Source organism: Telluria sp. ZB2R32, assembly GCF_059685715.1.
The window spans coordinates 484195-505010 of the sequence record NZ_JCASIG010000004.1; the positions used below are offsets into that span (position 1 = coordinate 484195).

Here is a 20816-nt window from a genome sequence, read left to right on the forward strand (position 1 = left end):
CTCAGCGTCCCCGTGCCTGCATCAGCGAGGCTTCGAGCGCGTCGCCGCCGCGCGCCAGGAAGGCACGCAGCGCGGCGCGTGCCGCTTCCGGATCGTCGTTGACCGGCGCCGCCAGCACGACCAGCGCGCCGTCGTCGCCATGGAACAGCAGTTTACCCTGCGCCTGGCGCAGCTTGCCGACGACGCCGCTGGTGGTCGTGTGGCCGTCGACCCACATCCAGTCCCACACCAGCAGCGGGCCACCGGGGCCGGTCAGGGTCGATTCGCGCACGGTCAACTGGCGCGTGCCGACTTGCTCGGTGCGGCTCTTGCTGTTGGTGGCATGCCATGCATCCCGGAAGCCGGCCAGGCGGTTGAGCGAACTGATCAGGTTCTTCGACTTGTCCTGGTTGCGGTAGTACAGCACCTGCAGTTTTACGGGACGCATGCCGCCCTCGTACACGCCGGCGATACGGGCGTCGGGCGCCATGTAGTTCGGCTCCCAGCCGGGGAAGGCGGCGCCCGGCGCCAGACCTGGCAGTTGCGGCAGTGCCAATTGCACCGGCTGCGGATTGTGGTTGGCGCGCTCGTTGTAGGCGGCGAAGGCCGGCCAGACGGCGGCCACCGCGACGATCGCCAGCGCCATTGGCAGCAGCGACGGCGCCACGGCGGCAGTGCCGGTCGCGACCGGGGCGACTGGCGCCGGCGCTTCGTCTTCTCGCCAGTAGCTGCCGATCCAGAACATCAGGAACATCACCAGGCCGAAGAACAGCCAGCCGTAGATCAGGTGGTCGACACCGGTCGCCAGTTCCATGCCGGAGAGGTGGCCGATCATGACGATCATGTAGGCGCGCAAGCCGTTGGCGATGATCGGCACGACCATCGACAGGCCGATGAACAGCGCGCGGCGTACGTTCGAGCGGTAAGTGAGGTAGGCGTACAGGCAGCCCAGGGTGATCGAGGAAATCAGGTAGCGCACGCCGCTGCAGGCTTCCACCACCGACCAGCTGCCGGTAGGGAGCTCGAAGCGGGTGCCGTTGCGCAGCACCGGGATGCCGGTGACCTGCACCGCCCATACGGTGAAGTCGGCCGTGATGTGGATCAGCGGGTCGACGAAGACTTCGCCGAACGGCACCGCGAACAGCAGGAACAGCAGGGGGAACGCGAGCGAGCCGGCCAGGCGCCGCCCCAGGAGGGCGAACGCGGCCAATGGGAACATGGCGACGAAGGCATACTGCATCACGACCTGCACACCGCCGACGCGCGCGGCCAGCCAGCCCGCGCCGGCCAGCGCCAGCAGCGCCAGTGCCGGCCAGGCAGGCGTCGCGGGGATCAGCGAGAAATTGGCGCGCCGGCGCCAGATCAGCCACAGGCTGATCGGCACGATGGCGTAGCCATGGGCGAAGGTGTCGGAGCTGTCCCAGATACTGACGATCGAGCGCGCGGTATCGAAGTAGAGCGCCAGCGGCGCGAGCAGCGCCAGCACGATCAGGATCATGTTGGCGCGGGTCAGGGGCTGGGCGCTATGCTCGACCAGGCCGGGCGGAGGTTTCAGGAACATTCGAGGCGTTCTCCGATGCAGGCCAGGTTGCTCGGCCAGCTGTATTGACGTTCGACGCGCTGACGGGCGGCGCGTCCCATCGCGCCCTGCGGCGCGTGCAGCATGGCGGCGACGGCGTCGACGAATGCGTCGGCGCCATCGGCCAGTACCAGGTCCAGCCCCGGTTCGGCATCGATGCCTTCCAGGGCCTGCGGCGACACCACCACCGGCGTCGCCATCGCCATCGCCTCCAGCACCTTGTTCTGGATGCCGCGCGCGATGCGCAGCGGCGCCACCGCCGCCTGGGCGTGGGCGATATACGGGCGCACGTCGGGCACGGTGCCGGTGACGGTCACGGCGGGCAGTTGTTCGAGGTCGCGCACGGCCTGGGTCGGACGGGCGCCGACGATGTAGAAACGCAGGTCCGCAAAGCGCGTGCGCAACTGCGGCAGCACCTCGTGGGCAAACCAGGTCACCGCATCCACGTTCGGCCAGTAATCCATGGCGCCGGTGAACACCACGGCGCGCTCGCCGGCCGGATAGGGATTGGCATAGCCGCCGTCGGGCGTGAAATAGTCGGTGTCGACGCCGTTATTAAAAAAGCCGATGCGCGCGCTGCTCTCCGGCGCCAGGTCGCGAAACAGCGCCGCTTCCGGCGCCGAGACGAACAAGGAGGCATCGTAGTCGCGCGCCACCCGGCGCTCGTAGGACAGCAGCTGGCGCGCCTCGTGCCGGTACAGCCAGCTCATCGGCCAGGATTTCTGCTCGGCGTACTGGCGCCATTTGTCGGAGTCGACGTCGCAGAAGTCGACCACGCGCCGCGCTTGCGGATATTTGTCGGCGTACTGCGCCATCGCCGACGAAAACACCAGCACGCGCTTGATGCCATGTTGGGCGACGGTGGCGTCGACCCAGCGTTCCAGGCCGGCGTCGCGGTAATAGTCGAGCGAGAGCGAGCGGTTGCGGACCAGGGCGCCGAGGCTGCGCACGCGCGCCAGGGTCGGATTGAGCGGCGCGAAATGGCTGCTCGCGCACATGGCCTCGACCTTCGGCACGTGCTGCCAGTCGTCGGCGTCGTCGACGAAGGTGGCCAGGTGCACCCGGTACTGCTGCGCCAAGTGTTTCAGCAGGTGATAAGAACGGATCTTGTCACCCTTGTTCGGCGGATAAGGGATCCGGTGGATCAGGAGCAGCAGGTCTTGCACGGATTACCCCAGGTTGCGGACGATGTAGGGCCCGACCAGGTTTGCCAGCGGAATCGGCAATTTCTTCCACATCTTGATGAAGAGCTGGTATTTCGGGTTCAGCGGGTTATTATCAGGCAACGCGTCGGCCCCGTACAGCTTGTATTCATACGGCAGCGGCTGCGCCGTGAAGCCCCAGTTCTTCTTGAAATCGTAGGCGCCGGTGCCGAGCTTGCTGCGGCCGAAGTCGAACAGGCGGCAACCGCGCGCGGCGGCGGCCTGCATCAGGTTCCAGTACATGAAATCGTTGCCGGCCACTTCACGCGCCAGGTCCATGCCGCCGCCGTAATACGGCACCACTTCGTTGCGCCAGTAAAAGCTCAGCACCGAGCCGACCAGGCGGTTGTCCTCGGTGACGATGGTGCGCACTTCGCACTCGGCGCCGAATTCCTGCTGCAGCAGCGCAAAATACTTTTTTGGGAACACCGGGGTGCCGAGGCGGTGCACGCTGTGCGAATAGGCCGTGAACAGGCGCTCGACGTTGTCGTCGACCTCGCCGCGCAGGCCCAATTTGATGCCCTTGCGGACCATGGCGCGCTGCTTGCGCGGGATCGCGTTCAGGTTTTCCTCGTCGTCGCCGGAGATCTCCTTGCGGAAGGTGACGTACAGTTCCTTGGTCAGCCAGGACGCGTCGTCCGGGTGCGCGCGTTCCATGCCGCGGTATTCGAGGTGGCCGACGCCGAGTTCGCGCGCCAGCTTGTCGGCGGCGGCGTCGAGCATGGCGCGGGCGCCGGCGTCGATCGCGGCCACGCCGCCATACACGCAGAACGGCATCGCGCCCAGCGAGTGGCCGAACAGGCGGCTCTTGATTTGCGCCAGCGGTAGCACGCCCTGGATCTGGCCGTCCTGCTCGACATAATACAACCAGGTCTTGATGCCGAAGGAACGCTCGATGACGTTCTGCCAGCCGGACAGGTGGAAGAAGGTGGCGTCCGGGCAGCTGCGCACAAAGGCGTCCCAGCGTGGGCGTTCGGCCGGCGTCAGCAGGTGCAGCGTGGGCGCACCCACGGCGCCGCCTGCGCGCCGCGCATGGGCGTTTTCAATGATCGAATTCATGGCTTGTTCAGGAAAATGCGGTCCATCCGGTCCCACGCGAAATCGCGGGCGAGGGCGGCAATGCGCCCTTCCATGCGCTCGATGTTGATGTAGTGGCGAAAGCGCGCCTTGGCGCCGAGACCGGCGGGACGCGGCTGGCCCGGGTCGACTTCCCACGGGTGGAAATAGAACAGCGCCGGTTCGTTGTCCATCTCGTTGACGCGTTTCACCATCCAGCGCGACAGCGCGTAGGGCAGCAAACGGAAATAGCCGCCGCCGCCGGCCGGCAGTTTTTTACCGCCCAGCATGGCGGTGGTGATCGGCACTTCCAGCAGGCCGTCGGGGCCGTTCGGATAAAAGGCGAAGCGCGGCGCGTCGGGCATGCCGTAATGGTCGTGCGCGATCGGGTAGATGCTCGAGCTGTAGCGGTAGCCCGCTTCGGTCAAGGCATCGAGTGCCCACAGGTTGCCTTCTCCGATCGAAAAGCTGGGGGCGCGGTAGCCGAGCACCTGCTGGCCGCCGATGTCTTCCAGCAGGGCTTTCGCTGAGCGAATATCGTTGTCGAATTCGGCGCGGCTCTGGTCCGAAGCGCGCAGGTGGCCATAACCGTGGCTGGCCAGTTCGTGGCCGGCAGCGACGATGCGGCGCACCATCTGCGGGTAGCGTTCGGCGATCCAGCCGAGCGTGAAGAACGTGCCTTTGACGTCGTGGCGTTCGAACAGGGCCAGGATGCGCTCGACGTTGGCCTCGACGCGGCATTCGCGCGCCGGCCAGCTGTCGCGGCTGATGTAGGGGGCAAAGGCCGAGACCTGGAAATAATCCTCGACGTCGCAGGTCATCGCATTGCGGATACGCTCGCCCGGCTGGCGCTGCGGCCGGGCGGCGGGAGTCTGCATCTTCATTCGGGAGTATCCACGTGTTGGGTCGTTGGCACGCCATTGGGCGGATTGGCGACGATTTTCTTCAGGATCGACAGCACCGAGACGATCGATTTTTCGAGGCGCATCATGCGCTCGTCGAGCACTTCGATGCTGTCGCGGCGGTCGGCGGCGTCAGCCAGCGATGTGCTACCGGCGGGGGCGCCGGCCGGTGCGCCCAGCACCTCGGGCAGCTGGAATTCCTCGCTGACGTCGGCGATCACGGTCTGGATGTGTTCTTCCGTGAACGCATGCAGCTCTTCCAGGTAGCCCATCAGCAGTACGCGGTCGAGCAGGGTATTGGTCTTGCGCGGGATGCCGCCGGTGTAGGCGAAGATCGCCGCGTGGGCGGCGTCATCAAAAGCGGGATCGCCCTTCCAGCCGACCGTGTGCAGGCGGTGTTCGATGTAGGCGCGCGTTTCCGGCGCGTCCATCGGACCGAGGTGGTAGCTGGCGATGACGCGCTGGCGCAACTGCTGCATGCTCGGGCTGTGCAGGGTGCCGCGGAACTCCGGCTGGCCCAGCAGGAAGGTTTGCAGCAGCGACTTGTCGTCGGTCTGGAAGTTCGACAGCATGCGCAGCTCTTCGACCGTCTTCGGGTTCAGGTTCTGCGCTTCGTCGATGACGAGCAGGGCGCGCTTGCCCTGGCGGTCGACGCTGTGCAGGAACTGCTCCAGGCGCGTGAGCAGGTCGGTCTTGGTGGCGCCTTCGTGCGCCAGGCCGAAGCCGGAGGCGACCATGCGCAGCGTGTCGTCCGGGTCGAGGTGGGTGTTGACGATGTGGGCGGCCACGATCTGCTGCGAGGGCAGCTTGTTGAACAGGTTGCGCACCAGCGTGGTCTTGCCGGCACCGACTTCACCGGTCACGACAATGAAACCCTCGCCTTGCGACAGGCCATATTCGAGATAGGCCATGGCGCGCTTGTGCCCCTTGCTGCCGAAGAAGAAGTGCGGGTCGGGGCGCAGCTGGAAAGGCTTGGCGGTCAATCCATAATATGATTCGTACATCTTGTCACTCCGCTTAAAGCTGGGCCGTTATGGTGGCCTTGATCGAATTGGCGTGATAGCCGGCGCCGTTGATGCCGCGCTCGCCGCGGGCATGGCGCAGCTCGACGTTGCCGAACAGCTTGCGGCTGAAGCGGCGCGTCATGCCCATGCTGAGCGTCTGCTGGTCGCGTTCGAAATCGGTGGTCAGCGAACGGTTACGGGTCAGCCTCAGTGCGGCCGTGGCGCTGGTCGCGGCGTCCAGGCGGTAGCTGTGGGCGAGGCTGGTACCAATCTGGCGTACGTTGTCGTTCAGCGCGAACAGCGCGCTGCCGAGCAGGTCGGAATCGGCTTGACCGGTCGACAGCGCAGTGCGCTCGCTGGCGAAGGCGGACAGCACAGTGCTGTGCCGGCGCATGTTGTAGGCGAACGAGGCGAGCGCCTGCTTCTGGCGGAAATAGCGGTTGGTCAGATAGTTCACGCTCTCTGCCGTCGTCAAGGGCAGGCCGGTGGCCAGCAGGTACTCCAGCACCGCCTGGCGCCGCGCCACCGGATCGGGGATCGTCACGGCAAACAGGGAATCGATCAGCGCCGCGGTATCGACGCCCTGCACGCCGCTGAACTGCTGACGGGTGCTGGTAACCTGGTCGGAATAGCTCAGCCGCGTGACCGTGTGGCGGCTGCGGTGTGAGGCCAGCAGGGAACCGGTATTGCCGAGGAAGTGGCGCCCGCCCGCTACCTCGAGGACCGTGCGCGAGGACGGGTTCCAGCCAAAGCCGACCGACCAGCTGGCCCCGGCCGTGCGGTTGCCCGGCATGGCTTCATAGTCGAAGCTGTCGTAGCCGCCGCTGGCGGTCAGGCGCAACGTGCGGCTCAAGCGGTAGTTAAGCGACAGCAGGGCGTTTTCGGACGCGGTATCCGGGAAGCGCTCGTTGTGGATGTCCTGGCGCGCATACTGCAGGTTCCAGCCCAGGTCTTGCCAGGAACGGCCGCTGGTGAGATTGACCGAGCCGCCGCGGGCAGTACTGCTGCCGTAGCGCGAGTAATCGGCATCGACGCTGTTGAGGGTGTAGCGCAGCGTGGCCACGGCAAAGTTGCCGAAGCGCTGGGTGATGAACGGACTGACGCTCCAGGTGCTGACGTCGGTGCTGTTCTCGTTGCTGTAACGGCTTTCGTCTTCGAGCAGGCCAAAGGCCGAGATGTTGCGTGTGGACGAACTGGCACTCGCATCGACGTACATGAATTCGTCGACCACCTTCAGGCGGCCGTCGGCGCCGTACTGGGCGCGGTTGCGGCGGTTGCCGGACGAGCGGCCGCCGCCCGTGTAGGCGAACAGGGAGGCGCTGGCGTTGGCGTTGAGTTGCACATACTCGTTCTGGCCGTTCACGGTCACGCCGGGCGTGAGTTCGCTGACCAGGGCGCTTTCGCGGCGCGTGCTTCCACGGTTGACGTTATCGGTCAGGGTTTCGGTAATCGACAGCGAGGGAGTGACACGCCACTGGGCCTGGGCCGGCAAGGCCACCAGCAGTGCCGCCGCCAGCGGCGCCAGCCGCGGCAGGCGGGCGGCGAGGCCTTTTTTAGCCGTAGTGATAGTCATACGTTTCTTCAATTCCCGGAATACCCCGCGCCTTGTTGTAGATGAGGTTAACGTTGCTGCAGCCCTCGAGCTGGCGCAGCGCTTCGGTCACCGCGTGCTGGGTCGTGGTCTGGGCCTCGACCACCATCACGATCTGGCCCATGTGGCTGGCCAGCACGCGCGATTCGCTCGTCAGCAGCAGCGGCGGCGAATCGAAAATGATGACGCGGTCGGGATAGCGGTTGGCGATCTCGTTGACCAGGTTGCTCATGGTCGAACTGGCCAGCAGTTCGGTGGCGCGCGGCGTGCTGGTGCCGGCCGGCAGGATGCTCAGCGTATCGACGTTGGTGCGCAACATCACGTCGGCGACGTCGAGGCTGTCGTCGACCAGGATGTCCATCAGGCCGCGCTGGGCCGGCAGGCCGAGCGTGCGCAGCACCGAAGGACGGGCGACGTCGGCGTCGACCAGCAGCACCGTGTGGTCGAGTTCCATGGCGATGCTCATGGCGAGATTGATGGCGCAATAGGTCTTGCCTTCGCCCGGCAACGAACTGGTGATCATGATCAGGTTGTTCGGACGCCCCTTCGTGCCTTCGCTGAAGGCTTGCTTGAGCAGCGGGCGCTTGATCACGCGGAAATCCTCGAGCAGGCTGGTGCGGCCGCTGGCGGCGGTAACCATGCCGGCGCTGCGCATGTGCGCCAGGTCGAGGTCGACCTTGCGCGCGCCCGGTTTCGGCGCGGTCTTGCGTGGGGCGTCCAGCTTGGCGACGCCCGGCGTGGCGACGCCCGGCGTAGGCGTAGCGACGCCCGGCGTCTCCATACGCGCCGCGGGCACCGTTGCAACGACTGGAACGGCCGCAACCTCGGCCAGCGGTGCGTGCTGCTCGAGCACGATGGTTTGTCCGTCGTACTCGACGACGGCAGGGGCAGGGGCCGCTGTGCGGGTATGGTCGATTCGGCTTGCCGCTTTTTCAATAATGCTCACGTTCGCTCCTAATATTGTCCGTTATGGCTTCAGGCGCTGAGGCGCACCATCATGGCGGCCATCCCTGCGGCATAGGCGCCGAACAGCACCAGCACCGCGGCGCCGACACCGATCAGGCGGCGCTTGCGCAGCACTTTCTGGCTATCGGTCCAGTGCATGTTGATCGATCCCAGCACCGGGAAGCCGCTGACTTCGCGCAGCGTCGCGTGGCTGAGGAAGGTCGGGCGAACCTGGCTCATCAGGACAGCAACGATCAGGCCGGCCACCAGGGCCAGTGCGAACACGCCCGAGAACAGCAGCGGGCGATTCGGGCCGCTAGCCTTGTTGGCGACCAGGGGCGGCTCGACCACGCGGAAGGTCAGCATGTCGGTGGCCGAGGACAGGTCGCCGGACAGTTTGGCCTGTTCGCGGCGCTCGACCAGCTTCTGGTAGTTGTCGCGGTTGATCTGGTAGTCGCGGTTCAGCTGGACCAGCTGGGCTTCGACTTCCGGCGCCGTCACGCTCTGGGTGCGCAGGGTCGTCACACGGTTCGCATACTCGTTGACGCGGGCACGCAGGGCCGCGACACGCGATTCGGCGTCCGACAGCGACACGTTCAGCTGTTGCATCATCGGGCTGGCGGCGAAGCCGGGATCGGTACGGCCCTTCTTCGACTCTTCCTGCTTGCGCTCCTGCAGCTGGGCGATCAGGCGTTTGGTGCCGATGATGTCCGGATGTTCCTCGGTGTACTGCAGGCGCAGGGAATCGAGCGTCTTCTGGGCGGCGGCGATGCGGCTTTCGAGTTCCGGATCGACGATCACGCCGCCTTCCTTGCCGCTGCCGCCGGTCATGCGGCGGCGGATCGCATTGCGCGATTGCTCCGCTTCGGCCAGTTCGAGGCGGGCCTGGCTCAGGGCGTCGTTGGCGGACGCCATGCGGCCGGTGAAATCGCCGCCTTCGCGTGGCAGCATGCCCATGTTCTTGATCTTGAATTCCTTCAGCTTGTTTTCGCCGGCGGCCAGTTTTTCTTCCGTCGCGCGGATCTGGTCGTCGATGAACTGGATCGCCTTGTCGGAATCCTGTTTCTTGCCGCCGAAACTGCCTTCCACGAAGATCGTCAGTAGCGACTGCACCACGTCCTTGGCCAGCTTCGGATCGGTCGAGGTATAGCTGATGGTGTAGATGTCGTCGCGGCCCGTACCGGCGATCTTGATGTTGGACATCAGGTCGCTGATCATCTTTTCTTTGGCCTTGCTGTCGGTAGCCTTGACGTCGAGGTCGGTGTCGCGCATGACTTTTTCGACGTTCGGGCGGCTGATCAGGGTCTGGCGCATGAACAGGACTTGCTGGTTCAGGTTGGGCAAGGTGGTCATGCCCGACAGCAGCGGTTTCAGGATGCTTTGGGTATCGACATATACCTTGGCCGAGGTCTCATAGGTACTCGGCATGCGGAGCACGAATGCCCAGCCGATCAGTGCCACCAGCCAGGCGATGGTCACCGCGTGCCAACGGTATTTACCGAGGGCTTTGAGGAAATTCAGGATTAGGGCTGTTATTTCTGCCATCTCGTAGTCTCGCCAAGAGCGCCCGGCGCGTGGCCAGGCAGGGGAACAATCACAAAAAGAACACGCATCATCGCTTGTAGTTTGTGCAATTGCAATTGCGTGTTAGAAAAATTGTGGTAATAAATACCCCGGTTAGTACCCGATACAACACAAATTCCAGAGTGCAATATCGAAAATCACTGCTGTAAGGCAACTTCGGCGTTATTATTGCCGGTCGACAAGTGAAAGCAGTGAAAAATGTTGCACTCCATCAATGATGAGGTGAGTGAGCAAACCGTTGCCAGCAGGATGGAACAGCGTCTTTGCGGTACATCAAGCTGTTGTATTGTAATGTTTTATTTGCAAAAAGGTCTGCACGATTGATTCCTATTCGAAATAATGAATGCAGCATGGCTAAGACATCGCGGCGCCGCCGCGTGCTGGCCGCGTTTGCCGCGTTGGCCGCCTCCTGCGCCGCCGCGCCGCTGCATGCCGACACCCTGGGACACACCATTGCCAGCGTTAAACCATCGATCGTCGGCGTCGGCAGTTTTCTCAAGACACGCAGTCCGTCGGTGACCTTTTCGGGCACCGGCTTTGCCGTCGGCGATGGCCTGAGCATCATCACCAACGCACATGTCGTGCCGATGACACTCGATACCGCGAAGATGGAAACGCTGGGCGTGGTGGTCGGCGCCGGCCAGGATTTCCGCTTCCGTCCGGCGCGCCTGGTCGCACTCGACCGCGCCCATGACCTGGCCCACCTGCGCCTGCTCGACGGCCCGCCACTGCCGTCCATGGCGCTGGGCGACTCGAATGGCGCCGTCGAAGGGCAGGCGCTGGCGTTCACCGGCTTTCCATTAGGGATGGTGCTGGGGTTGAATCACGTCACCCACCGCGCCATGCTGTCGGCGATCACGCCGATCGTGATGCCCTCGCTCAGTTCGCGCCGCCTCGACGCGCGCGCGATCACCCAGCTGCAGCGTGACCCGCTTAAAATTTTCCAGCTCGACGGCACGGCTTATCCCGGCAACAGCGGCAGTCCGGTCTACGACCCCGACAGCGGCACCGTGCTCGGCATTATTAATATGGTGTTCGTCAAGGGACTGAAGGAAACGGCGATCACTAGCCCGAGCGGGATCACCTACGCGATTCCGGCGCGCTACGCACAAGAACTGTTGCAGCAAAAGTGAAAAGAAAGTATTTCAATCGTGCATAGCTTTCACGGAGGCATGATTGAGATACAATATGCCGGTTTTGATGGCTAAATAACAATTTTTGATTTGCTAGAACAACAGCCTGGCCTTGCCTGTCGCTGCTGTCGTGAAGGGGAATGACGTGAGCAAGATCTCGACGAATCTGACGAAACTGGCCCTGGCAAGCGCCTGCGCCCTGGCCTTGTCCGGCTGTGCACTGTGGAACAAGCCGCCGGCACCGTCGGCAGCCGCACTGGCCGGCGCCGCGCCCGCCGATTACCTGATCGGCCCTGGCGACGCCGTCAACATCATCGTCTGGCGCAATCCGGAAGTGTCGATGTCGGTCCCGGTCCGTCCGGACGGCAAGATCACGACCCCGCTGGTCGAAGACTTGCCGGCCGCCGGCAAAACCTCGACCGAACTGGCGCGCGACATCGAGAAGGCACTGGCCAAGTTCATCCAGCAGCCGGTCGTCACCGTCGTCGTCACCGGTTTCGTCGGCAACTACGGCGAGCAGATCCGCGTGATCGGACAGGCCGCCCGCCCGCAAGCCTTGGCTTACCGCCGCGACATGTCGCTGATGGATGTCCTGATTGCCGTCGGCGGCGTGACCGAGTTCGCTTCGGGTAACCGCGCCAGCATCATCCGCACCATCGAGGGCAAGCAGCATAAACTGAACGTGCGCCTCGACGACCTGATCAAGGATGGTGACATCTCGGCCAACATGCCGATGCGCCCGGGCGACATCCTGGTGATCCCGGAAAGTTTTTTCTGACCTGACTCCGGGTTTTAGAACGACAACGGCGCCTGCGGGCGCCGTTGTCGTTTGTGGGTGCGAGTATGTGTCCAGCATCATACAACCGATCCTGCAACCCATTTTGTCATCAAGAAATGTTAAATAAATAGAAGAAACATGTCTAAAAAGCATTAAAATTCCAACAAGAATTTTTTGTGAAGTTATGCTGTCGGGATTATTTACACATGACTTAACGAAGGTCTATTGTAGAGATACAAGTCTTTGATTTAAAACAAAATATATCGCCTGGCACGGCGCTTGCTAATAGGAGGATGTGTTTGCCCAACATTCAACTAAGCGAGGAACTGAATTATGAAATTTCTGAAGAAACTGGCCTGTGCCGCTGCTGTCGCAATGTCCGTCGCCGGTGGCGCCAATGCTGCTACCGTGCTGAACGACTGGCACTTCAACCCAACTGGCGGCGGCTTTGCTGGTTCTCAGCAAATCAACGAATACCTGGACGTGAACGGCAATGCCTTCATCCAGATCACGCCAAACGGCGGCAACAGCTTCACGTTCAACGAGCACGCCGTGTTCAACATCGGCCAGGCTGACAGCAACGGTCAGTTCTTCCCGATCAACTATGCTGGCGGCAACATCACCGCAATCTTCGAAGCCACCGGTAGCGGTAACTTCAGCGGCAACTTCACCTTCAGCAGCGGCACCATCCGCATGTTCCAGAACCCAACCGGCGGCCAGTACGCAAGCACCACCGGCATCTACGGCGCCAACCTGGGCAACGAAATCGCTGTCTTCAACGTGATGGCCGGTGGCGGCGGCACGGTCGATGCAAGCGGCTCGCCAGTCAACAACGGTCAAGTCACCGTGCTGGCGCGCGCGCAGCAAGGTTCGCTGGACGCAGGCTACTTCTTCCGTGAAAACGGCGACGACCTGTCGATGGAATCGATCATGGCCTTCGCATTCACCAACGCCAACACCATCGCCGATCCAACCGCTACCCTGGTGAGCGAAGTTGCTTGCGAATTCGCTGGTTTCACCGGCAACGGTTGCAACGGCAATGCCTACGCCAACACCCCGACCAACTTCTTCGTTGGCAACAACGGTCAGTTCAAGCTGGCTGAAGTGCCAGAGCCAGGCTCGCTGGCCCTGTTCGGTATCGCCATGCTGGGCGCCGGCGTCGTCAGCCGCAAGCGCGCAAAGAAGGCTTAATTGCCCTCTGAGCCGTACCTGATGTAGGAAAAGAGCGGGCTGGCCCGCTCTTTTTCATGAAGTGGCAAATTGTTGTAAATAAATAAAGACGCGAGTTGCTGGGCAAGCGCTGGCGATCAAAAAAACAAGATTTACCAGGTTAGGGAAATGAAAGCAAAGAGCGGCGCTGACTCATCGAAGTCAGCGCCGCTTTTTTATTGCGCCGGGACGGGCGCGACGGTCAGGATTTCATCAGCTCGGCCAACGGGCGTCGTACCGAGCGCGCCGCGGGGGCCGGGCCGTAACCGAGGCGGCCCATGTAGACCGGGAACAGGCTGTCGTCGAAGATCAGCGCCTCGGTTTCGCGCTGCAGCGCGCGCGCCGCGCCTTCGAGCTTCGGCTGCGTCGTAAAGCGCGTGCCTTCGCGCGCATATTTCGAGAAAATCAGCGGCGTCATTTCCGGCTGCATGTACAGGCCGAGCGTCGTCATCGTCAGCCAGAAACGCTGAAGTGCGCGCCCGGCGGCCACGTAATCGTCGATCGATTGCGGCGCCGCATGGGCTTTCAGTACGAAGTGGGCGGCGCACGCCATCCCCGGCGCTAGGTCCATCTGCAGGCGCGGCGCCCAGGTGCCCATCAGGGTGTTGACGGTGGACATGCGGCGCCAGCTGACCATCGCCCATTTCATCAGGTGCAGAGTCATGGCGTCGACGCCGAGCGCGCCGGCCGGAACCTTGTCCGGGCTGTGGGTGCGATTCTTCCAGTCGATGATGCTGCGGTGGGTCTCGAACGCTTCCGGCATCGTCAGGCGCAGCCGGGCATTGTTGAACATCAGCCTGGCCGCCTGCCATTTCTGCGCACGGCTCTCGAGCCAGGTGAGCGAATAACCGGGCGCGACGGTGGCGGCGAGGATGCGCTTGTGTTCGGCGCTAAGCGGGGTGGTGCGCATCGGCCGGCGCTGCACGGTGCGCTTGTCGATCATGTCGATGAGCGGGCTGCGCACGACCGCAGGGTCGGCTATGAAACGCACGTCGAATACCGGGTGCGTGGCGCGGGCATCAAGACGGCGCGTGACGTCGGCGCGCAGGCCGTGGCCGCTGGCGGCAATCGCAATCGTCTCGAGCAGGGTGCCGAAGGCGATCTGGCTCGGATGGCCGTCGAGGTCGTAGACGCAATGGTCGCGCGTATCGTAGGCGTGCACGGCGAGCTGGTCCGGTGCCACGATCTCGAAGCGCCAGGTCTGCATGTTGTCGCCGCTGGGCGCCCAGCGCGCCAGTTCGAGGATCTGTTCGATCGTGTTCGTGCTCATGTTGTCGCTCCCGTCGCTCCCGCCGCGGCGAGGTCCTTGGCCAGTTGTTTCTTGCCGATTTTAATCATCAGGCGGTGCAGCGGATTCTTGTTGCCGCCCGGACGCCAGGTACGTACCAGCTTGTTGCGATAGGCATCGAACTGGATGCCCCAGGGCGCCGCCAGTACCCGCCCGCGCCCGAGCAGGATTTTAAGGGCTTCGGTACCCATCACACCGGCGCACAGCTGGCAAGCCATGATGGTCGAGGGACCGCGGCGCTCGACAAAGTTGACCGCCTCCGGCACCACCAGGTAGGGGCGGTGCAGCCCGGCCGGCGCCAGGCCGACGACGAAGTGGACGGCCTTGTCCGTGTCCGCCAAATCGCCCCACTGGAAATATTCCTCGAAGGTCATCTGGCCGGGTAAAAAATTCAGCAGCGCCGCGCCCATGCCCAGTGGCGCCACCGTGCTGGCGGGAATGCCGAGGCGGGCGCACAAGGCGAAGGTTTTTTGGCGGATATCGAAGGCGAAAAAGTCGAGCGCATCGACGTACATGTCGGCGCCTTCGAGGAAGGCGTTCAGGTTGGCGTCGTTGATGCCCTGCTCAAACACTTCGACTTCGCACTCGGGATTAATGTCGAGCAGCATGCGGCGGATGACCTCGACCTTGGGCTGGTCCAGCGTCGAGACCATGGCGCCGACCTGGCGATTAAAGTTGGGCACGTCGAAGGTGTCGAAGTCGGCAATGCGGAACTTGCTCACGCCCAGGCGCGCCAGGGTCAGCGCATGGACGCCGCCGACGCCGCCGCCGCCTGCAATGGCCACCCGTTTATTGCGCAAGCGCGCCTGCTCCTCCCGCGTTACCCAGCCAATATTTCGGGAAAAAGCCTGCTCGTAGCGGAATGGAGTGGTCATGTAGGGGAGATAAAACGGTGAACGGGTAAATGACGGGATGGCGAAAACGGGGTGCACCCTGGCGGTGCACCGGCCGGCCTGTTTCGAGAAAACAGGCCGGGACAAATCGATTAAAAAATCAGGCTGCCTGGTGTTCGTCGATGCGGCGCAGGCGGTTGATAATACCCTGCTCTTCGCGCGGCGAGAAGAAATACGGATAGAACGAGCGCTCGGTGGCCGCTTCGGTGGCCGATTCGCTGAAGGTGCCGCCGTGCTTTTGAATCTGCTCGGTGACATACGCCAGTTCGATGCGCAGCAGGTAGGCCGGCGCATTCACGCGCGGATTATCCTTCAAATCCCCTTCGCGCTTGAATCCGAGCATATGCTCGTAAAAGCGGCGGTGGCGTGGATTGACTTCGATGACGATATCGGTGCAATCGTGGATGTCGCGGGCGTAAATCACCGCCAGGTGGAACAGGTTGGCGAGCGAGGTTTTCGAGCGCACGGTTGGATCGAACGCCAGTTTGGTGAACTCACACAGCTTGGCGCCCCGTGCGCGGTGGGCGTCGAGTTCTTCCTTGAAAATCTGGTCGGCCATCATGCCGATGGGCGAATCGATACCGAGCGTCAGGGTGCCTACTACCTCGCCTTTATCGGTAGCCGTGAGAGTGATGCGATTGGGATCGTCACTGAACTGGTGCGTGCCAGCATAGCCGCGCCAAGCATACATCTTGTTGACCAGCATGCTGGCCGAATTGCGTCCTTTTGCCGTATCGGTAAGCCGGATTCCATATGAATCTTGGTTCACGATAACATCCTCTAATTCTGAGTTCGCTATATTATCGCGATCCTCTGACACATGAGCGTTCGTTAGAAATTCGACAGAGCGTTCTTCACGCTCCTTCACTTCGTCGGGATTGGTCATGGCAAGACACCTTCATTTCACGTCGCCGCCAGGACGGACGGCGTCTTTTTTTGGCCCCATACCGCGCTTTGTGCGCCACAAAAAAGCGCGGTATGGTTGGTTTATTTATTTTAGATAGTAGACGCTTATAAGGTTTTAAGCAACGAACGGGCTTCTTCCAATTGGGCGAACGGCTTGTTCTGCGCAATCAGGGTTTCCAGTTCCTTGCGTGCGCCGGTCTTGTCGCCCGATTTATGCAATGCGACCGCCAGGTGATAACGGATTTCCGGCGTCGCCAGCGGCGTGGCGGCGGCTTTTTGCAGCAGCGGCAAGCCGCGCTGGGTATTGCCCTGTTCCACCAGCATCCAGCCCAGCGTGTCCATCACGGCAGCATGCTCGCCGGCCACCTTGTATGCCTGCTCGGCCGTGGCCAGTGCACGCGGATCCTTCTGCTGCTGGTAAGCCCAGGCCAGGTTGTTCAGCGCCGGGCCACTGTTCGGTGCGCGCTTGATGATGTCTTCCAGGAGGACCGAAGCCGGCTTGTATTCGCGGGCGGCCAGGTGCGCCTCGGCCATGTACATCGCCACTTGCAGGTCTTCCGGATGGGCCTTGGCCCACTGGGCGACGCGCGCGTTCGCTTCGGCTTCCTTGCCCATCTGGCGCATCGCCTGGGCACTGCGCAGCAGGACTGCGCCCTGCTTGGTGATGGCGAACGCCTTGTCGTAGGCGGCCAGGGCCAGCGCCGGCTTGTTCTGCGCCTTCTGCATGTCGCCTTCGAGCAGGAAACCGACCGGCGAGCCGGGCGTATCCTGTTGCAGTTGGCGCGCCAGCGTCATTGCCTCGTCGAGGCGGTTGCGGCGCATCGCCAGTTCGACCTGGGCGACGCGCGTTTGCAGCATGTTCGGTGCCAGCGCGTTGGCCTTCTTGAGCGACTCGGCCGCGCCGGTCTCGTTCTTCAGCGCACCCTGCACCTGCGCCAGGCGCATTTGCGCCAGCGCCGACTTCGGCGCCATGTTGACCAGCTTGCTGTAGCTGTCGAGCGCGCCTTGCGGATCGTTGTTCGCCAGCTGGGCCTGGCCGAGCAGGTCCATCATCTCCGGGCTGGTCGGGTTGGTCGTCTGGAACTTGCGTGCCAGCGTCAGCGCCTTCTTCTCCTGCTTGGTCATCAGGTAATGGCTGCCCAGTTTCAGGACCGGCGCGATCGCATCGGGATTTTCCGCCTGCGCCTTCTCCAGCCAGGTGGTCGCTTCTTCGGGACGTTTCTCGAACATCGCCAGTTCGGCCAGCGCGCCCATGGCGCCGAAATTCTTCTTGTCCTTTTCCAGGATCGCCTCGAAGCGCTTACGGGCCGCTTCCGGCTTCTTCTCGATCATGTCGAGCTTGGCCAGGTTGGCCGCGGCCGGGAAGAAGGTGGGGTTCACTTGCAGCGCCTTTTCGAAGGCGGCGCGGGCGCCGGGCACGTCGCCCTTGGCGACCAGCACGCTGGCTTTCAGGTTGTAGGTCTGCGGCTCGTTCGGCTTGAGCGTCTCGAGCTTGTTGACGGCTGCCAGCGCCTTGTCATAGTGCTTCAGGCCCAGTTCGGCCTGCACCAGCGCCGCCAGGGCGCGTTCCGACTTCGGATCGAGTTCGGTGGCGCGTTCGAGTTCGACGATGCCCTTGGCGGTATCGCCCTGCTGCAGGCGCGACATGCCCAGCGAGGTGCGCAGCACGGCGACGTTCGGCGCCAGCTGGCTTGCTTTTTCGAGGTTGGCCGTCGCCTTGCCGAACTCGCGCGCCTGCATGTAGGACTCGCCGGCCAGCGCCAGCAATTGCGGGTCTTTCGAATCGGTAAGTGCCGGCGCCAGAACGGCGGCCGCTTCGCCCGGCTGGGCGCCTTTCAGGTAAGCCTGCGCCAGCAGCTTGCGCGCATACATGTTTTTCGGATCGGCTTCGAGGTACTTGCGCAGGTGCAACTGCGCTTGCTGGGCCGAGTCCAGGTTCAGTTCGACGGCGCCGGCCAGCAGCACGCTCGGCATGTGGTTCGGCGCGCTTTTCAGCACGCGCTGCAGCGATTCGCGCGCTTCCTTGTTCTTGCCTTCGTTGTATTCGAGCAGGGCCTGGCCATAGGTGACGAGCAGGCTGCTCGGTGCGATCTTGCGCGCCGCTTCGATCTCGGTGCGCGCTTCGGCGAACTTCTTCTGGTTGATGTAGATATAGGCTTTTTCCAGGTTCGCGTTGCGGTCTTGCGGACGCAGGGCGAGCACCTTGTCGAACGCGGCCAGGGCTTCGTCGGGCTTGTTCAAGCCGCGCAGCATGCCGGCCTGGAACATCCAGACGTCCGGATTCTTGCTGTCCTTGGCGACCGCATCGGCCAGGTAACGCTGGCCGGTTTCCTTGTCACTCTTGATCAGGGAGTGGCGCGCCAGGCCGGTCAGGGCCGCGCCGCTGTTCGGATCGAGCGCCAGCGCCGCATCGTAGGCTGCCTTGGCGCCATCGGTGTCGCCGGTGGCGAGCAGGGCGTCGCCACGCAGCGCCATCAGGGGCGCCGAGTTGGCGGCCAGTTCCGGCTTGATCTCGTCGAGCATTTCCTTGAACTTGCCCTGGTTCTGCAGCGACTTGGCCAGCAGCGGCAGGGTACGCGCCGGCGCCATGCCGAGGCTGGCGGCCTTGCGCAATTCCTTGTCGGCCGACACGGCGTCGCCGGTCTCCAGGTACAGGGTGCCGAGCTGCAGGCGTGCTTCGGCATCCTCGGGGCTCTTCGCCACCGCATTTTTCAGCTGGATCAGGGCAGCCTTTTCGTCGCCCTTTTGTTGGTATTGCTTGGCCTCGGCCAGCAGGCTTTCGGTGGACTGGTCGCGGTTGCAGGCCGTCAAGCCGCCGAGCAGCAGTGCGCCCGAAACGACGGCAGCAGTAAATTTGATCTGGTTACGGGACATGGTTTCCTCAGGGTTTGACATGCTGGATGCCGACCGGGAAAAACCCGGCGACAAGTTTCCTAGCCAACAATAATACCTTAAGGAACAGCTTGATAACCGTAGAAATCACTGCATTTTGAATTACCGTTGTAGACAAACGATTTCCTATTGGCACTAATTACGTTGCGACCATGCGCGGAGCGCAGCGCCCGCTAGCTTGCGCCGAGTCCGCCTGAATTACCACGCTTAATTTGTGACAAACAGTAAGGGAACAGCGCCAAGCTTATTCGCTCTCTCCCTTGCGCAGGCGTCCGAGCAGGGCCTCTACGTCTTCGCTGACCGGTAAGCCATGGCGCCGTAGCAACTGGACATGCAGCACCAGATTTTCGAGGACGAGCTTGGCGGACACCGCGAGCAGGGTCAGCAGGCGGTCTTCGGTACTGAAATTTTCCATCGATGCCGCCATCTCGCACAGGTGGTTCGCGACCAGCGCACGTAAATCTTCTTCGGCGAACGGCAGGTCGGCGAAATCGATCGGGTCTTCCAGTTCGACTTCACGCATCAGGGCGGCAAGGTCGTCGGGCTTGATCGGCATGGCGGGTTCCAGTGATCGGTCTCGTCCTTATTCTAGAGCAGGTAGGGCGAAGGGAGCGGCACGTGCTGCTCCCGGCTCGTCTAGAATGGCATGATGATGCCTAAAAGAAATTCTCTGGATATTGGAATCGTGGGGGCCGGCACCGCCGGCCTGGCGAGTGCGATTGCCCTGGCGCGGGCCGGCCACGCGGTGACGGTCTTCGAAAAACACGCGGCGTTGCGCCCGCTCGGCGCCGGCCTGCTGATCCAGCCGCAGGGAATTGCCGCCCTCGATGCGCTGGGCGTCGGGCCTGCCTTTCATGCGGCGAGCATACCGGTGACGCGCCTGCTCGGGACTTGCCACCGCAACTGGACCCTGGTCGACATTCCGTACGAGGCATGCGAAGCGCGCGGCGTGAGCCGGGCGGCGCTGTCGCAAGTGCTGCTCGATGCCGCGCTGGCGCTGGGCGTGCGCATCCGCTACGGTGCGGCGGTGGAGCGGATCACGGTCGAGGGCGCGCGCGCGACGCTGCATGGGCTTGACGCCGCCAGCTTCGATCTGGTTGCGATCGCCGATGGCGCGGCGTCCACCTTGCCGGCCCAGGCCGGGCTGGCGGTGGCATCGACCGTCTACAAATGGGGCGCACTGTGGGCGATGTTCGACGTCGCCGACTGGGATGGACAGGCGCTGCTCGAGCAGCGCTACCGCGGCACGCGCCAGATGTTCGGCCTGATGCCGACGGCGCGGGTGGACGGCAAGCTGCGGCTGTCGATGTTCTGGAGTCTGCCGTGCACCGGGTACGCCGCCTGGCAGGCAGGCGCCATCGATACGTGGAAGGAGGAATTACGCGCACTGTGGCCGCAAGCGGAACCTGTCATCGGCCAGATCGTCAGCCATGACCAGTTCACGCTCGCTACTTACCACCATGCGCGCGCCCGGCGCCTGGCAGGCGGCCCGGTGTGCGTGATCGGCGATGCCGCGCATGCGATGAGCCCCCAGCTCGGCCTGGGCAGCACGCTGGCGGTGCAGGATGCGCTGGCGCTGGCAAACGCGGTCGGCCAGCACGGCCCGATTGCGGGCGCCGCCGCCTATTCCGGCGAGCGCCTGTGCGCCGTGCGCAACTACCAGCTATTGAGCCGTGCATTGACCCCGTGCTTCCAGGCCGACGGCACCGGCTTGTGGCGCGACTTGCTGTTTGCGCTGGGATTAAAACTGCCAGGCATCCCGCACCTCATGTACCGCAGCATCGCGGCACCGGCGGCGTCGCTAAAACAAATCCCTCCGGACGCCGTGGGAGCGTTGCGGAGGGATTAAAGGTGGCCGCTGCGGAGACGGCCGCG

General features: G+C 63.3%; 17 protein-coding genes. 4 read left to right on the top strand and 13 right to left on the bottom strand.

The window, feature by feature from the left end; all coding sequences use genetic code 11:
- Nucleotide 1: 1 nt before the first annotated feature.
- Genes xrtA through AC56LG_RS14655 form a run of 8 tightly spaced genes read right to left on the bottom strand, consistent with a single transcriptional unit; the run spans nucleotide 2 to nucleotide 9803 of the window.
- Entirely contained in the window at nucleotides 2–1540 is a 1539-nt protein-coding gene (gene xrtA, locus AC56LG_RS14620) for an exosortase A (RefSeq protein ID WP_497166797.1), read from the bottom strand.
- Entirely contained in the window at nucleotides 1531–2724 is a 1194-nt protein-coding gene (locus AC56LG_RS14625) for a TIGR03087 family PEP-CTERM/XrtA system glycosyltransferase (protein WP_497166798.1), read from the bottom strand. Before AC56LG_RS14625 ends, xrtA begins: the two co-directional genes overlap by 10 nt.
- A 3-nt stretch (nucleotides 2725–2727) precedes the next feature.
- Nucleotides 2728–3819 (bottom strand): FemAB family XrtA/PEP-CTERM system-associated protein, encoded by a 1092-nt coding sequence (locus tag AC56LG_RS14630; protein WP_497166799.1) that lies wholly within the window; start codon nucleotides 3817–3819, stop codon nucleotides 2728–2730.
- Nucleotides 3816–4700: an XrtA system polysaccharide deacetylase gene (locus AC56LG_RS14635; RefSeq protein ID WP_497166800.1), complete on the bottom strand. Its 885-nt coding sequence runs from the start codon at nucleotides 4698–4700 to the stop codon at nucleotides 3816–3818. The genes AC56LG_RS14630 and AC56LG_RS14635 overlap by 4 nt, the downstream gene beginning before the upstream one ends.
- On the bottom strand, nucleotides 4697–5722 hold the full coding sequence (locus AC56LG_RS14640) for an XrtA/PEP-CTERM system-associated ATPase (protein WP_497166801.1): 1026 nt from the start codon (nucleotides 5720–5722) through the stop codon (nucleotides 4697–4699). The genes AC56LG_RS14635 and AC56LG_RS14640 overlap by 4 nt, the downstream gene beginning before the upstream one ends.
- A 13-nt stretch (nucleotides 5723–5735) precedes the next feature.
- Entirely contained in the window at nucleotides 5736–7295 is a 1560-nt protein-coding gene (locus AC56LG_RS14645; RefSeq protein ID WP_497166802.1) for a TIGR03016 family PEP-CTERM system-associated outer membrane protein, read from the bottom strand.
- Nucleotides 7276–8259 carry an XrtA-associated tyrosine autokinase gene (locus AC56LG_RS14650; RefSeq protein WP_497166803.1) on the bottom strand — a complete coding sequence of 328 codons (984 nt, stop codon included), beginning with the start codon at nucleotides 8257–8259 and terminating at the stop codon, nucleotides 7276–7278. Before AC56LG_RS14650 ends, AC56LG_RS14645 begins: the two co-directional genes overlap by 20 nt.
- Nucleotides 8260–8288: 29 nt before the next feature.
- Nucleotides 8289–9803, bottom strand: coding sequence for an XrtA system polysaccharide chain length determinant (locus AC56LG_RS14655; protein ID WP_497166804.1), 1515 nt, complete (start codon nucleotides 9801–9803; stop codon nucleotides 8289–8291).
- Between the two features lie 389 nt (nucleotides 9804–10192).
- On the opposite strand from AC56LG_RS14655, the gene AC56LG_RS14660 reads away from it, so the two are divergent.
- From AC56LG_RS14660 to pepA, 3 genes are all read left to right on the top strand, one after another.
- Nucleotides 10193–10975 (top strand): S1 family peptidase, encoded by a 783-nt coding sequence (locus AC56LG_RS14660; RefSeq protein WP_497166805.1) that lies wholly within the window; start codon nucleotides 10193–10195, stop codon nucleotides 10973–10975.
- A gap of 145 nt (nucleotides 10976–11120) precedes the next feature.
- On the top strand, nucleotides 11121–11753 hold the full coding sequence (locus tag AC56LG_RS14665; RefSeq protein ID WP_497166806.1) for an XrtA/PEP-CTERM system exopolysaccharide export protein: 633 nt from the start codon (nucleotides 11121–11123) through the stop codon (nucleotides 11751–11753).
- A 333-nt stretch (nucleotides 11754–12086) separates the two neighbouring features.
- Nucleotides 12087–12944 (top strand): flocculation-associated PEP-CTERM protein PepA, encoded by an 858-nt coding sequence (gene pepA / locus AC56LG_RS14670; RefSeq protein WP_497166807.1) that lies wholly within the window; start codon nucleotides 12087–12089, stop codon nucleotides 12942–12944.
- 220 nt (nucleotides 12945–13164) lie between these two features.
- Here the strand turns inward: pepA and AC56LG_RS14675 are convergent, their stop codons facing one another.
- From AC56LG_RS14675 to AC56LG_RS14695, 5 genes are all read right to left on the bottom strand, one after another.
- On the bottom strand, nucleotides 13165–14232 hold the full coding sequence (locus AC56LG_RS14675) for a nitroreductase family protein (RefSeq protein WP_497166808.1): 1068 nt from the start codon (nucleotides 14230–14232) through the stop codon (nucleotides 13165–13167).
- On the bottom strand, nucleotides 14229–15125 hold the full coding sequence (locus AC56LG_RS14680) for a ThiF family adenylyltransferase (protein WP_497166809.1): 897 nt from the start codon (nucleotides 15123–15125) through the stop codon (nucleotides 14229–14231). The genes AC56LG_RS14675 and AC56LG_RS14680 overlap by 4 nt, the downstream gene beginning before the upstream one ends.
- Nucleotides 15126–15243: 118 nt before the next feature.
- Complete coding sequence (locus AC56LG_RS14685) at nucleotides 15244–16029, bottom strand: N-acyl amino acid synthase FeeM domain-containing protein (protein WP_497166810.1); 786 nt, start codon at nucleotides 16027–16029, stop codon at nucleotides 15244–15246.
- A gap of 125 nt (nucleotides 16030–16154) precedes the next feature.
- Nucleotides 16155–18923 (bottom strand): XrtA/PEP-CTERM system TPR-repeat protein PrsT, encoded by a 2769-nt coding sequence (prsT, locus tag AC56LG_RS14690; protein WP_497166811.1) that lies wholly within the window; start codon nucleotides 18921–18923, stop codon nucleotides 16155–16157.
- 262 nt (nucleotides 18924–19185) lie between these two features.
- Nucleotides 19186–19497: a hypothetical protein gene (locus tag AC56LG_RS14695; RefSeq protein WP_497166812.1), complete on the bottom strand. Its 312-nt coding sequence runs from the start codon at nucleotides 19495–19497 to the stop codon at nucleotides 19186–19188.
- 129 nt (nucleotides 19498–19626) lie between these two features.
- On the opposite strand from AC56LG_RS14695, the gene AC56LG_RS14700 reads away from it, so the two are divergent.
- On the top strand, nucleotides 19627–20790 hold the full coding sequence (locus AC56LG_RS14700) for an FAD-dependent oxidoreductase (RefSeq protein ID WP_497166813.1): 1164 nt from the start codon (nucleotides 19627–19629) through the stop codon (nucleotides 20788–20790).
- Nucleotides 20791–20816: the final 26 nt, after the last annotated feature.